Source organism: Pseudomonas sp. WOUb67 (assembly GCF_050058005.1).
Classification (GTDB): domain Bacteria; phylum Pseudomonadota; class Gammaproteobacteria; order Pseudomonadales; family Pseudomonadaceae; genus Aquipseudomonas; species Aquipseudomonas putida_R.
Genome location: NZ_CP170112.1, coordinates 4,553,137 through 4,566,949, shown reverse-complemented (window position 1 = coordinate 4,566,949; position 13,813 = coordinate 4,553,137). Strand labels below are relative to the sequence as shown.

At 62.5% G+C, this 13,813-nt stretch carries 12 protein-coding genes; 6 read left to right on the top strand and 6 right to left on the bottom strand.

All coding sequences use genetic code 11. From position 1 onward, the window contains the following. Positions 1-57: 57 nt before the first annotated feature. Positions 58-1,065 (bottom strand): GlxA family transcriptional regulator, encoded by a 1,008-nt coding sequence (locus ABOC32_RS20280; protein ID WP_426808581.1) that lies wholly within the window; start codon positions 1,063-1,065, stop codon positions 58-60. A 180-nt stretch (positions 1,066-1,245) separates the two neighbouring features. Here ABOC32_RS20280 and pssA point away from each other — a divergent pair, with 180 nt between their 5' ends. After that, positions 1,246-2,574, top strand: coding sequence for a CDP-diacylglycerol--serine O-phosphatidyltransferase (gene pssA, locus ABOC32_RS20275; protein WP_426808580.1), 1,329 nt, complete (start codon positions 1,246-1,248; stop codon positions 2,572-2,574). Positions 2,575-2,705: 131 nt separating this feature from the next. Here pssA and ABOC32_RS20270 read toward each other — a convergent pair whose 3' ends face one another. Next, a complete protein-coding gene (locus tag ABOC32_RS20270) occupies positions 2,706-3,671 on the bottom strand; it encodes a DMT family transporter (RefSeq protein WP_426808579.1) in 966 nt (321 codons plus the stop codon). 101 nt (positions 3,672-3,772) lie between these two features. On the opposite strand from ABOC32_RS20270, the gene ABOC32_RS20265 reads away from it, so the two are divergent. Together ABOC32_RS20265 and ABOC32_RS20260 are read left to right on the top strand one after the other, a co-directional pair. Continuing rightward, the gene (locus ABOC32_RS20265; protein WP_426808578.1) at positions 3,773-4,675 is read left to right on the top strand and encodes a LysR substrate-binding domain-containing protein; all 903 of its coding nucleotides are present in this window, start codon (positions 3,773-3,775) and stop codon (positions 4,673-4,675) included. A gap of 191 nt (positions 4,676-4,866) precedes the next feature. After that, entirely contained in the window at positions 4,867-6,012 is a 1,146-nt protein-coding gene (locus tag ABOC32_RS20260) for a GGDEF domain-containing protein (RefSeq protein ID WP_426808577.1), read from the top strand. Positions 6,013-6,169: 157 nt separating this feature from the next. Here ABOC32_RS20260 and ppnN read toward each other — a convergent pair whose 3' ends face one another. Together ppnN and ABOC32_RS20250 are read right to left on the bottom strand one after the other, a co-directional pair. Continuing rightward, positions 6,170-7,543, bottom strand: a complete 1,374-nt coding sequence (gene ppnN / locus ABOC32_RS20255; RefSeq protein ID WP_234228014.1) for a nucleotide 5'-monophosphate nucleosidase PpnN — start codon at positions 7,541-7,543, stop codon at positions 6,170-6,172. A 193-nt stretch (positions 7,544-7,736) separates the two neighbouring features. Further along, on the bottom strand, positions 7,737-8,798 hold the full coding sequence (locus tag ABOC32_RS20250; RefSeq protein WP_426808576.1) for a YeiH family protein: 1,062 nt from the start codon (positions 8,796-8,798) through the stop codon (positions 7,737-7,739). A gap of 112 nt (positions 8,799-8,910) precedes the next feature. Here ABOC32_RS20250 and ABOC32_RS20245 point away from each other — a divergent pair, with 112 nt between their 5' ends. After that, positions 8,911-9,798, top strand: coding sequence for a LysR family transcriptional regulator (locus ABOC32_RS20245; RefSeq protein WP_426808575.1), 888 nt, complete (start codon positions 8,911-8,913; stop codon positions 9,796-9,798). A 113-nt stretch (positions 9,799-9,911) separates the two neighbouring features. Here ABOC32_RS20245 and pncB read toward each other — a convergent pair whose 3' ends face one another. Together pncB and ABOC32_RS20235 are read right to left on the bottom strand one after the other, a co-directional pair. Next, positions 9,912-11,111 carry a nicotinate phosphoribosyltransferase gene (pncB, locus tag ABOC32_RS20240; protein WP_426808574.1) on the bottom strand — a complete coding sequence of 400 codons (1,200 nt, stop codon included), beginning with the start codon at positions 11,109-11,111 and terminating at the stop codon, positions 9,912-9,914. After that, a complete protein-coding gene (locus ABOC32_RS20235) occupies positions 11,108-11,758 on the bottom strand; it encodes an isochorismatase family protein (protein WP_426808573.1) in 651 nt (216 codons plus the stop codon). Before ABOC32_RS20235 ends, pncB begins: the two co-directional genes overlap by 4 nt. Positions 11,759-11,896: 138 nt before the next feature. On the opposite strand from ABOC32_RS20235, the gene ABOC32_RS20230 reads away from it, so the two are divergent. Together ABOC32_RS20230 and ABOC32_RS20225 are read left to right on the top strand one after the other, a co-directional pair. Then, positions 11,897-12,601, top strand: coding sequence for an NUDIX hydrolase (locus ABOC32_RS20230; RefSeq protein ID WP_426808572.1), 705 nt, complete (start codon positions 11,897-11,899; stop codon positions 12,599-12,601). A 268-nt stretch (positions 12,602-12,869) separates the two neighbouring features. Then, positions 12,870-13,796, top strand: a complete 927-nt coding sequence (locus ABOC32_RS20225) for a 2-hydroxyacid dehydrogenase (RefSeq protein WP_426808571.1) — start codon at positions 12,870-12,872, stop codon at positions 13,794-13,796. Positions 13,797-13,813 lie beyond the last annotated feature (17 nt).

Below are 13,813 nucleotides of genomic sequence, written 5' to 3'. Positions count from 1 at the left end.
CCCTGTGGGAGCGGGTTTACCCGCGAAGAGGCCGGCAAAACTATTGCAAAATCTGGATCAATGCAAAGAAGCCTGCCGCCGCTCCCCCAAAGGCGACAAGCCGAAGAACCGGCTGTAACTCTTGGAAAAATGCGCCGGCGAGCTGAACCCGCAAGCCAGCGCCACCTCGCGCACCTGCACATCGCTGCGCAGCAGCAACTCCCGCGCCCGTGACAGCCGCAGCTCCAGGTAGTACTGGCTGGGCGTGCGCTGCAGGTACTTGTGGAACAGCCGCTCCAGTTGGCGCACGGTCACCTCGTTGAGGCTGGCCAGTTCTTCCAGCCCCAGTGGCTCTTCCAGGTTGGCCTCCATGATTGCCACCACCTGGCTCAGCTTGGGCTGGGCGCTGCCAAGCAGGGTGCGCAGCGGTACCCGCTGGCGATCGCGCTCGCCCCGCACGCGGTCGCACAGCAACAGCTCGGCCGCCTTGGCCGCGATGTCCTGGCCACCGGGTTCGCGGGCCACCAGTTGCAGCATCATGTCCATGGCTGCCACACCACCCGAGCAGGTATAGCGGTCGCGGTCCAGCTCGAACAGCTGGCTGGAAATGACAATGCCGGGGAAGTGCGCCTGCAAGGTCGGCAGGTCTTCCCAATGGATGGTGCAGCGGTAGCCTTTGAGCAGTTCGGCCTTGGCCAGCAGGTAGCTACCGGTGCAGATACCGCCCAATGGCAGGTGCTGGCGAGCCAGCTTGCGCAACCAGTCGATCAGCGGGCGGCTGCTGCGGCCACGGTCGATCGGGTTGGCGCCGACCACCAGCAGCGTATCCAGTTCGGGGGCGTTGGCGATGCTGTAGTCGGGCAGCACACGCATACCGTTGCTGGCGACCACAGGTGCCTCGTCTGCGGCAATCAGCACGCTGCGATACAGTGGCTTGCGCGCGGCCAGGTTGGCCATGCGCAGGGTTTCCACCGCCGACGCCAGGCCGATGGTGGTGAAATTGGGCAAAATCAGAAAGCCGAAGGTCTTTACGGAACAACTCTTTACAATAGACGGCGACAGGTTTGTAGAAGCGGGGTGGACCATTGCGCTGTTCCTGTGCAAGCTGAGGCATAGTTCGTCAGGGGCAGAGAGAAATACAGCCTCGCGTGGTTCTTGTTGTTATAAGTCGTTGCCGGGTCGATCTTACACCCCCGGCGCAGCGGCCAGGAATGGCCCCGCCGGCTGGCAGGGCCAACAGTGATTGCACAGAGAAGGTGATCGTTCGTGAACCCCGAAACCATGCTGGCGGCATTGCCAGGCTACGCCATATCGCCCGAGTCGATCCAGGTGCTGCCCGATGCCAAGGCCTACCGCGCCTGCCTGCTCGAACGCATCCGCGCCGCAACCCGGCGCATCGTCATCGTCGCGCTGTACCTGCAGGAAGACGAAGCCGGCCAGGAAGTGCTGGATGCCTTGTACCAGGCCAAGGCCGAGCGGCCAGGCCTGGAAATCACCATCGTGGTCGACTGGTTCCGTGCCCGCCGTGGCCTGTTGGGGGGAGGGCGCCAGCCGGGTAACGCCGCCTGGTACCAGGCCCAGCGCCAACTGCGTGGGCTGGATATCGTCATTCATGGGGTGCCGGTGCAGACCCGCGAGCTGTTCGGCGTACTGCACCTGAAGGGCAGCATCATCGACGATTGCGTCATTTACACCGGCGCCAGCCTGAACAACGTCTACCTGCACCGCTTCGACCGCTATCGCCTGGACCGCTACCACCTGTTCCAGTCGCCGGGGCTGGCCGACGCCATGGTCGACCTGGTGCAGCGCCTGCTGCACCACACCGCCACACCGCGCCTCGACTTGCCTGCACCGCCTGCCACCCGCAGCCTGCGCGGCGACATACGGCGTTTGCGCGCACGGTTGCGGCGCATGGCCTACGAAGCACCGGCCAGCGTGGCAGGGCAGGGGCTGCGGGTGATTCCGCTGCTGGGCGTGGGCCGTGGCAACCCGTTGAACCGGGCAATGTGCGCCTTGTTGGCGGCGGCGCGCACGCAACTCATCATCAGTACGCCGTATTTCAACCCGCCGCGGGTGGTGATGCGCGAACTTGACCATGCGCTGGAGCGGGGGGTGCAGGTTGAGCTGATCGTCGGTGACCGCACCGCCAACGACTTCTATATCGCCCCGGGTGAGCCGTTCAGTGCCAGTGGCGCCTTGCCTTATCTGTACGAAGACAACCTGCGTGCCTTCGCCCGACGCCGCCATGCCGCGATTGCCAGTGGCCAGTTGCAGGTGCGGATCTGGAACGATCCCGGGCATACCTTCCATGCCAAGGGCGTGTGGGTCGACCAACGCTATTCGCTGCTGACCGGCAACAACCTGAACCCGCGCGGGTTCAACCTGGACCTGGAAAACGGCCTGCTGATCGATGACCCGCAAGGGCAATGGCTGACGCCACGGGAAGCGGAGCTGACCGAGCTGCGCCGGCATGCGCCGAAGATTGGCTCGGCAGAGGCGTTGGGGGTGAAGGCCGAACACCCCAAGGAAGTACGCAAGCTGCTGCGGCGGTTGCGTTTTAGCCGGTTGGAGCCGTTGATCAAGCGGGTGCTCTGATGATGTGCCGGGTGCGCTTTTTGTAGGAGCGGCCTTGTGCCGCGAAAGGGCTGCGAAGCAGCCCCCCAATCGTGATTCAATGCTGATACCGAGGGGCCGCTTTGCGGCCCTTTCGCGGCGCAAGGCCGCTCCTACAGGGACCGTGCCGGCCCGGAAACTGTAGCTGCTGCGGCCTCCTTCTTGCCCTTCGGCTTGAGCCGCGACACGGCAAACAGCACCACCGCCAGCCCGACGACCTGGTACAGCGAAATCTCTTCACTCAAAAGTGCCCATGACGCCAACACCGTCAGCACCGGCCCCAGGTTGCCCACCGCTGCCGTGTGGGTTGGCCCCAGCCGCTGGATCGCCAGCGCCACCCAGTAGATCGGCAATACCGTGGAAAACACCGCCATCAACCCGGCATTGGTCCACACCGCGCCCGGCAACTGCCACAGCTGCCCGACCGGTGCCACCAGCAGGTAATGCGCCAACACCATCAGCGAGGACGCGGTGCCGCACAGCCCGGCCAGGCGCATCGAACCCATGCGCTTGAGCATCATCCCGGTGCCGGAGTAATACAGCGCGTAGGTCACCGCACTGGCGAACACCCACAGCGAGCCCAGCACCACCTGCTGGCCAACCCCGGCGACACTGACGTCGTGGACAAAGGCAATGCCCAGCCCCAGGTAGCACAGGCCCATGGCCGACAAGGTGCGCAGGCTTGGCCGTTCACGCAGGGCGATGGCCTGGAACACCAGCACCAGCGTCGGGTAGGTGAACAGGATCAGCCGCTCGAGCCCGGCGCTGATGTACTGCAAGCCATAGAAGTCGAACAGGCTGGCCAGGTAATAACCCAGCAGCCCGAGCAAGGCCACACGCAAACCGTCGCCCAGTTTGAGAGGGGCGCTGCCTTGGCTACGGCTGGCCCATACCAGCCAGGCGAACAACGGCAGCGCCAGCCCCATGCGCATCGCCAGCAGGCTGATGGCGTCCACTGGCCCGGCCGCGTAGGCGAGCTTGACGAAAATCGCCTTGAAGCTGAAGCCCAGGGCGGCCAGCACGGCGTACAAAGCACCGCTCTGCATCTGGCGTTGGATCAGGCTGCGTAATGCGTTCATGGGATACCCAAGGCAGAAGAATGACAGGGCTTATTCTGAACAGAAGGCGGCTAGGCTAGAATCGCTTTTAATCGAACAGGGTGTTCGCTTTTGGAGAAGGCATGCCATTCGACCTGACAGACCTGCGCCTGCTGCTGGCCATCGCGGCCACAGGCAGCCTGAGCAAGGCGGCTGCGACTTTTCCGGTTGCGGTATCGGCCGCCAGTAATCGGCTGCGCCTGCTGGAAGAGCGCTGCGGGCTGGCGCTGTTCATCCGCAATGCGGGTGGCATGCAGCTGACGCCATCCGGGCGGTTGGTGCTCGAAGGCGCGCGAGCCGTCCTCGCTGAGGCGCAAAAGCTTCAGGGCACCTTGAAAGAGTTGTCTGGTGAGCACCGCATCACCTTGCGCCTGGCGGCATCCACTGTGACCAACAGCACATTGCTGCCCGCCGTGCTAGGGCCGTTCCTGGCGGACTACCCGGAAGTCGACCTGCAACTGGTCGAGCACAAGAGCGTGGATGTGCTGCGGGTAGTGGTGGCCAACGAGTGCGAAATCGGTGTGTATGACGGCATCCTCAACAGTGAGGGCGTGGTATCGCTGCCGTTTCGCACCGAGCGCCTGGTGATGCTGGTGCCTGCCGGTCATCCGCTGGCCGGGCGCGAGCAACTACGCCTGGTCGACGCCTTGGGCTTTGCGTTCATCTGTCTGCCGGGTGAGCGGCCCATGCAGCGCTTTGTCGAGGAAATGGCGATGAAGCTGGCCATGCCCCTCAAGGTACGGGTGCGTGCACCAAGTTTCGAGGCGATCGCCCAGTTGGTGGCACAGCGTGCCGGGGTGGCAATGCTGCCCGAAACAGCGGCGCTTCGCGCCGAGCAGGAGTTGCCGGTGCGCAGGGTGGCCCTGGCCGAAAGCTGGGCCACCCTGGAGCTTCGCCTGTGCTTCCGTGACTGGGAGCAACTGAGCTCGCATGGCCGGCAACTGGTGAGTTTTCTCTCCGGGCTTGAGACGAACGAGACACCGTGATTTCGGTAGTGAACACGGTTGGTTGATGTCAAAATGATATTGCCTGCGTGCGTCCATCGACAGGGGCTGGGCTATCATTTGCAGTCAACCGTCCAAGGCCCCTCTGAAAAGTCATCACGAGCGCATACAATCGGGCCTTTTCCTCGTTAACCAGATAGGCCAATGCGTATATGGCGCTAGATCCACCCACCATGCTGACCATCTCGGTCGCCCTGGCAGCGGCGGCTGCCCTGTACCTGGCGATTGAGTGGCGCAGTGTCCGCGAAACCTCGCTGCTGTTCTGGAGTGCCGGTTTTGCCACTATCACTGTCGGTTGTGTCCTGGCCTTGTTGCGCGGGGTCGGGTTGTTGTTCATTGGCATCTGGTTTGCCAACGGTCTGCTGGTGGTAGCCCATTGGTTTTTCCTGATGGGCGTACTGCGCTTTACCCAGGACCGCTTGTCGCGGGCCTGGCTGATGATTGTGGTGGTCTGGTTCGCCTTGCTGTTGTTGCCCGTAGGGCCGCAGTGGTCGAAGGTGATGTTGATGGTCAACTCGTTGCTGGTGGCGGCGTTGACGCTGAAGGCCAGCTTCCTGTTGCGGCCCCACGGCAAGTCGTTGAGTGTCGGGGCCGTGCAGCTGCGTTATGTACTGCTGATTCACGGGCTGTTCTATGTGGCCAAGGCGGTCATTGCGATCACGCCGGGTACGTTGATTGACCTGGCCACCTTTGGCGGGATGATCATTCAGATTTCCCTGGTCGAGGGGGCGATGGCGATCATGCTGATTGCCTTGTCGATGACCGGCACTGTGCGCTATCGGCGCGAGGCGCGGATTGCCCGGCTGGCGGCCCGCGACCCGTTGACGGCGCTGTACAACCGGCGTGCGCTGGAGGTGCGGGCGGGGCATTTCTTCAAGGATGTCAGCCCGGCGCAGCCTGGGGCGTTGCTGCTGATCGACATCGACAACTTCAAGCTGGTCAACGACCTGCACGGGCATATTGCCGGGGACCGGTTGCTGGTTGCCCTGAGTGAGATGATTCGTACGGTACTGCCCGAGCGCGCGTTGGCCGCGCGGCTGGGTGGCGATGAGTTCGTCATTTTGTTGAGCGGGGCGAGTAGCGAGCGGGTGATGGAGCTGGGTGGGTTGTTGCGTGAGCAATTTCAGCAGTATGCCAGCAAGACCGTGCCTACGCCGCACGCGGTTACCTTGAGCATCGGTGTCAACCTGTTCGAGCAGCCGCCGGCGAGCCTGGCGGCGTTGATCGAGCAGGGGGATGTGGCGTTGTACCAGTCCAAACGCAGTGGGCGCGATAGCATTCGGTTTGTTGAGCGGCCGATGGCTGACCTCAACCAATAGACTAATGGGGCTGCTGCGCAGCCCATCGCCGGCAAGCCAGCTCCCACAAGTACTGCGCAGACCTTCAGTATTGCGCGGGCCCTGTGGGAGCTGGCTTGCCGGCGATGGGCCGCGAAGCGGCCCCAATAGCCTGGGATGACTGTTTAGGCAGCGGGTGTCAGGTCGCTACCTGGTAGCACGGCACATACGCTGCGCCGCCGGGCAGTTTCATGCGGTGCTGGTCGACGAAGGCCTGTAGCAGCCGGCCCAGTGGGTCCAGTACAGCGCTGTCGCCGTGGATCTGATACGGCCCGTGTTCCTCGATCAGGCGGATACCTTTGTCCTTGACGTTACCGGCAACGATGCCGGAAAACGCCCGGCGCAGGTTGGCCGCCAGTTCATGGGGTGGCAGCTCGCGGCGCAGGTCCAGCTCGGCCATGGCCTGGTGGGTCGGGTCGAACGGGCGCTGGAAGCTCTCTTCGATCTTCAGCAGCCAGTTGAAGTGGAAGGCGTCGTTGCGCTCGCGGCGGAACTGCTTGACCTCCTTGAGCCCTTCGACCATGTGCCGGGCAACTTCGGCCGGGTCATCAATGATGATTTCGTACAAGCGGTGCGCCGCCTCGCCCAGAGTGGCGCCGACAAAGGCATGCAACTGTTGCAGGTAAGGCTCGGCGCTGCGCGGGCCGGTGAGCACCACCGGGAACGGCACGTCGTGGTTGTCCGGGTGCATGAGGATGCCCAGCAGGTACAGGAACTCCTCGGCCGTGCCGGCACCGCCCGGGAAGATGATGATGCCGTGACCGACCCGCACGAAGGCTTCCAGGCGCTTCTCGATGTCCGGCAAAATCACCAGCTCGTTGACGATCGGGTTGGGCGCCTCGGCGGCGATGATGCCCGGCTCGGTAAGGCCCAGGTAGCGGCTGCCATGCATGCGCTGCTTGGCGTGGGCGATGGTGGCGCCCTTCATCGGGCCTTTCATCACGCCCGGACCGCAACCGGTACACACGTCCAGCTTGCGCAGGCCCAGTTCGTGGCCGACCTTCTTGGTGTATTGGTATTCCTCGGTGCTGATCGAGTGGCCGCCCCAGCACACCACCATCTTCGGCTCCACACCCGGGCGCAGGGTGCGCGCGTTGCGCAGCAGGTGGAACACGTAATCGGTGATGCCCTGGGAGCTTTCCAGGTCGATGCGCTGGCTGGCCAGCTCGCTCTCGGTGTAAACGATGTCGCGCAGGGCGCTGAACAGCATTTCACGGGTGCTGGCGATCATTTCGCCATCGACGAAGGCGTCGGCCGGGGCATTCAGCAGCTCCAGGCGCACACCACGGTCCTGTTGGTGGATTTTAACCTCGAAGTCCTTGTAGGCCTCGAGGATGGTCTTGGCATTGTCGACATGGGCGCCGGTGTTGAGGATGGCCAGGGCGCACTGGCGGAACAGGGTGTAAAGGCTACCGGTACCGACTTCACTCAGTTGCTGCACTTCACGTTGTGACAGCGTTTCCAGGCTGCCTTTGGGGCTGACGGATGCATTGATGACATTGCGTTGAGGCATCTAAGTCTTTCCTGTGCGGGTAAAACATCCTTCTTTGACAACACCATACCGAGAAATGTGGACGGCAACGAGGGGGGTGGTGAAAAACCTTGAGACCGGGTTGGCTTCTTCGCGGGCTTGCCCGCTCCCACAGGTACCGCGCAGGCCTCTGTGGGAGCGGGCAAGCCCGCGAAGCAGCCAACCCGGTCCCGGTTTATCCCAATAGCTTCTGCACACCGAGGGTAATTGCCAAGCCACCGCCTACCAGCCACAGGTTCAGAATCGCCCCGGTCGCCAGCGCCTTTGGCCCGGCCTGACGAATCTGGCTGAAGCGGGTTTCCATCCCCAGCGCAGTCATCGCCATGGTCAGGGCAAAAGTGTCGAGGCTGTTCACCGCCTGGGTCACGCTACCCGGCAGTACCTGCAGCGAATTCACCAGCACCAGGGCAAGGAAGCCGAAGGCGAACCAAGGCATCGCGATGCGCCCATTGCCCTGCGCCTGGCCGGCCTTGCGCGAGCGGCTGATCCACAGGCCTACCAACAGCAGTACCGGTACCAGCAGCATCACCCGGGTCATCTTGACGATGGTGGCGATGTGAGTGGCTTCAGGGCTGACGTTACTTGCCGCGCCCACCACCTGGGCGACTTCGTGGATAGTGCCGCCCAGGAACAGCCCGGCACCCAGGGTATCCAGGTGCAGCCAGCCGGCATTGATGGCCAGCGGGTAGAGGAACATCGACAAGGTGCCGAACAGCACCACGCTGCCAACGGCCATGGCGCTCTTGTGCGGGGCACTGCGCAGCGCCGATTCGAAGGCGAGCACGGCGGCGGCGCCACAGATGGCGCTGCCAGCGGCGGTTAGCAGGGCAGTATCGCGGTCCAGTTTGAACAGCTTCATGCCGCACCACAGGCCGATCAGCAGGGTGCTGGAGACCACCAGCAGCGACACGAGCAGCCCCGACCAGCCGACTTCGGCGATTTCCTGCAGGCTGACCCGCAGGCCAAAGAAGGCCACGGCAATGCGCAGCAGGCCGCGGGCCGAGAAGTTGATGCCGGCAGCCCAGCTGGCCGGTACACCATCGCGCAAGGCATTGCCGTACAGCGCGCCGGCGACGATGCCGACAATCAGCGGGCTGATGCCCAGGTTGGCGATGGCGGGCAAGGCAGCCAGCTGAGTGACCGCAAGCGCAAAAAGCGCGACGAACAGGATGCCGTTGAGCCGCCCTCGGGTAGAGAGGGTAGGCGTATAAGCGGGGTGGGACGGAACCGTGGCCATGTGAGTCCTCCGGGAAAGGTGTTTCGACAAGGCCTACGTTAATCTGGTTATAAGCTTATAAAAAATCGTAATTTAAAATGGCAAATATCCGAATAACTGATATTTTTCAATCATGACCCCAGAACAACTGATAACGTTTGCCACTGTGGCCGAGCACGGCAACATCAGCCATGCGGCCCAAGCGCTGCACCTGTCGCAGCCGGCGGTGTCCGGCCAGCTCAAGCTGCTGCAAGAGGCGTTTGGCGAGCCGCTGTATCTGCGTGCCGGCCGCGGTGTGCGGTTGACGGCAGCCGGCGAGCAGTTGCTGGCCCATGCCGAGCGCCTGCGCGAAACCTTTCGCCAGGCCCAGGCATTGCGCGAGGCCATGCGTGGCCTGGAGCGCGGTACATTGCGTATCGGTGCCAGTACCACACCCGCCAGTTACCTGCTGCCTTACCTGATCGCCGACTTCCATGCCCGCCACCCGGACGTGCTGGTGACGACATCGCACGGCAACACGGCGGAGATCGTCGCTGCGCTGGACAGTGTCGACATCGCCCTGATCGAAGGGCCGCCTGGGCAGGAGCTGCCCTTGGGCACGGAAGTGACGGCCTGGCGGGAGGACGAGATCGTTGCCATCGTGCCCAGTGGTCATCCGCTGGCTGGCAGTGACCAGCAGACTTTGGCGTCACTGGGTGGCTACCCGTTGGTGCTGCGCGAGAGCGGCTCGGGGGTGCGGCAGATCGTCGAGCGGGCGTTTGCCCGTGATGGGGTGGCGATGCGCGTAGCGTTGGAGATTGCCGGGGTGGAAGGGGTGAAGGAGGCGGTGCGAGCGGGGATGGGGGTTGGCTTTGTGTCGGCGATGTCCATCCGCCATGAGGATGGGGCGCTGCACAGGTTGCAGGTTGCGCCGCAGCCTTTGGTCAGACGGTTTTCCATACTGATGCCGCATGCGGCCACGCCATCGCGGGCGGCGGCACGGTTTCTTGAGTTGTGTGTTGGTATGCAAGAGGTCGGTTGACTGTTCGGGCCCCTTCGCGGGCACGCCCGCTCCCACAGGTACAGCGCTGGTTTCAAAGTCACTCCATCCTTGTGGGAGCGGGCGTGCCCGCGAAGAGGCCGGTCCAGGCAACATCAATTCAACTTGAAGACATGCTTCATGTAGGCCACAAAATTCTCATCCCGGCATTGCGTCTTGCCTGGGCTGTCGGAAATCTTGGCCACCGGCGCCCCATTGCAGTCAGTCATCTTGATCACGATGTTCATGGGCTCCACCCCAGGAATATCGCAGGTCAGCCGGGTACCAATGCCAAAGCTCACATTGATCCGTTCATGCAACGCCCGGTACAGCCCCAGCGCCTTGGCAAAGTCCAGGCCGTCGGAAAAGATCAACGTTTTGCTCTTCGGGTCGATCCCCAGCCGCTCATAGTGGGCAATGGATTTTTCTGCCCACGCCAGTGGATCGCCCGAGTCGTGCCGCAAACCATCGAACAGCTTGGCGAAGTACAGATCGAAATCGCCAATGAAGGCATCCATGGTGATGCAGTCGGTCAACGCTATTCCCAACAGCCCGCGGTACTCCCGCACCCAGCATTCCAGCGCGGCGGCCTGGCTGTCGATCAGGCGCGGGCCGAGCTGCTGGTGGGCCATGAACCATTCGTGGGCCATGGTGCCGAGTGGCTTGAGCTCGAACTCGCGGGCCAGGTGCACATTGCTGGTGCCGACGAAGCGCCCGGGAAAATCGTGCTTGAGGATGTGCACCACCTCCTCCTGCACCCGGTAGGAGAAGCGCCGCCGGGTGCCGAAGTCCGCCAGCTGGAAGCCGGCCAGCTCATCGGCGCTGGCCTCGGCCTTGAGCCAGTCCAGCTTCCGGTACAGGCGTTCCCCAACTTGCTCGATCACCACTTCGCGATAGCGGTAGCGGTTGCGTACTTCACTGATGATCGCCAGCAGTGGGATCTCATAGAGGATCACGTGCAACCACGGCCCACGCACGCGGATTGCCAGTTGCCCGGCACCATCCAGGCCCACCTGGACATAGCGCAGGTTGAAGCGAAACAGGCTGAGGAAGCGAATGAAGTCCGGCTTGAGGAAGGGGATTTTTTCCAGGTAGGCCAGTTGGTCGTGGGTGACGGTAACCTCGGCCAGTTGCTCCACCTGATAGCGGATCTCGGCCAGGTAGGGGGAAAGGTCTTCGCCATTGCGGCAGCGAAACTCCCATTCCACCTCGGCGTTGGGGTAGTTGTGCAGCACCGCCTGCATCATGGTGATCTTGTAGAAGTCGGTGTCCAGCAGGTTCTGGATGATGCGCGGGCCAAAAACACTGTCGCTCATGAGCGGTCTTCCTTGATCAAGGCAAGCTGGTGGTCCAGTGCGGCCTCGTCGCCGCAGAGGATCACGCCCTCGGCGGCCAACGCACCACACGCCTCGATGGCGCCGGCCTGGGTAAGGGCGCGGCAGGCCGGCAGGTACAGCAGCACCTGGAAGCCGGCCTGGCGCAATTGGCGGGCGGTGGTCTTGACGCAGTAATCCAGGGCCAGGCCGCCGACGATCACCACGCTCACCTGCTGCACCTTGAGGTATTCGATTACCCCGGTGGAGCGGCGCTCGGCCAGGTCGTGATAGCAGGCGCCGTAGGGGTGCAGGTCGGGTTCGACGCCTTTCCAGACGAAGTAGTCGTAGTCGATGGGAGCGGGCAGGCCGGGCAGCAGCGCGAAGCCCGGTGTGCCGGGGACGCAGTGGCTGACCCAGGTCAGGTCGGCGTTGGCCAGTTGCAGGGGTTGCAGCATGTGCGCCGGGTCGGCGACTACCCAGGCGGCGTTGGCCGGGTGCGCGTCCTTGCTGCCCAGGCGCAGGTCGGCGCGCAGGGCCATGGCATTCAGGTCAGCCGCGATTTCGTCGCCTTCGGGGACGGGCAGCTCCAGCGGCGCATTGGCAGTAAAGCCGTTTTGCGCGTCGACATCGAAACTGGCAATCTTCATGGCGGTACTCCGTGCTGGAATACTTACATAATCTACCTGGTGTATTAAGTGTGTCAAGTGGCAAGCTATATGGGCATAGTGGTTGCCTTACTTAGATGCTCTGGTGGATTATCGCGCTACTGAATAAGGAGCTGCACGGTGAGTACAGTCGAAGTCCTGGCCAGTGTCGACATCGTCGCCCTGCGCCTGGCCCCTGATGCCCAGCATCTGCAAGTGTTGTTGCACCGTCGTGAGCGCGAGCCGCATGCCGGCCAGTGGGCTTTGCCCGGGGTCATCGTCAATGGGCGAACCCCGGACACCAGCCTGGAAGGTGCCGCCAGCCGGGCGCTGCACGAGAAGGCCCGGGTGCAACCGTGCTACATGGAGCAGGTGGGTACCGAGGGCAATGCATTCCGCGACCCGCGAGGGTGGTCGTTGAGCACCTATTACCTGGCGTTGCTCGACCCAACGCAGGCCGTCGAAGGCGAGCAACTGGCCTTTTTCGATCTGGACAGTGTGTTGGGGCGCAAGGTGCTGTTGCCCTTCGACCACAACCTGCTGGTGGAGCGGGCCCGCGAACGGCTGGCGGCAAAGACGGTGTACAGCAGCTTGCCGCTTTACCTATTGGCGCAGAAGTTCACTGTGCAGGATGCGCTCGGGGCGGTGCAGGCATGCCTGGGACAGGCGGTGAACGGCACCTCCGTGCGCAAACGCCTGGAGCGTTTGCGCGAACTTGGGTGGGTAAGGGATACCGGCGAGAAGCATCAGCCAAAGCTGGGCAGGCCGCAGCAGTTGTATGAGTACACGCCGCGGGGGCAGCAAGCGTTCATGTTTGATCGAAGCCTGTTGCCTGAAGGCGCGTAAGTGCTCTCGAATCAACTTCCCCAAACCCCGAGTGGGCATTCGATGTCTGCGCGTACAGGTAGACGCTGTAGGTGAGCAAGAAGCAATGACTGACCATGAGAGTCCTTTCTGTGGGTACGGAAATGTGCGCGTTCCGGACTGCCCACGTTAGCGCTGGCTAACAATCGGCTCCGGGTAGGAATGAGTGCGAGCTCCATAGTGTTTTGGTGTCAAGTAATCAGTGCTGTGAGGCACGCATGATGTCTGCTCAAAAATCTAGGAGCTAGACATGTGTATCCTGTACATGGCCGAGCCCAGCATTGCAGCTGAATGGCACCAGGCTTTTTCAAAACAGGCCCCCGGGCTTGAGTTTCGTCAGTGGCCAGATGTGGGTGATCCAGCTGAGGTTTGCTACATCATCGCCTGGGAGCCGATTCCGGATCTCATGCAGCGATTCCCGAACCTCAAGGCGCTGTACTCAGCCGGCGCAGGTGTCGATCAGTTCGACCTGTCCCAGCTGCCAGAGCATGTTTCGATGGTGCGCCTCATCGAAACGTCGATGGCCGATATCATGGCCGAGTACGTAGTGTTTAGCGTGCTCGCCCTGCATCGTGACATTTTCGATTACCAGATCAGTCAACGGGAGAGATGCTGGACGCCCTTGCCCATCATTCCAGCCAGCGAGCGCCGCGTTGGCATCATGGGCGCAGGTAATTTGGGGCTAGTCGCTCTCGACCGTTTGCGACCCTTCGGCTTTCGTTTGAGCGCATGGAATCGCTCCTACAAAGAGGTACCGGATGGGCGGTGTTATGTCGGACGAGAAGAGCTGTATGACTTCTTGGAGCAGTGCGACATTCTGGTCAACCTTCTGCCTTTAACTCCTGAAACCCAGGGGATTCTGAATGCCGCCACGTTGAATCGGTTACCGCAGGGCGCTGGGCTTGTGAATGTCGCTAGAGGTGCGCATGTAGCTGAAGAAGATCTTCTGCAGGCATTGAATGGAGGAAGGCTCGGGGGGGCGGTTCTGGATGTTTTCGATCAGGAGCCACTTTCCCCTGATCATCCGTTCTGGTGCCACCCTCGGGTTTTGGTGACGCCGCACATTGCGAGCAACGTGCAGGTCAAAGGTGCTGTGGCTGTGATTACGGCGAATATGGAGCGAGAGCAGCGTGGGTTGCCACTGCTCAATGTCGTTGATCGTTCAAAGGGCTATTGAGGCACTGGGGGAGGCGT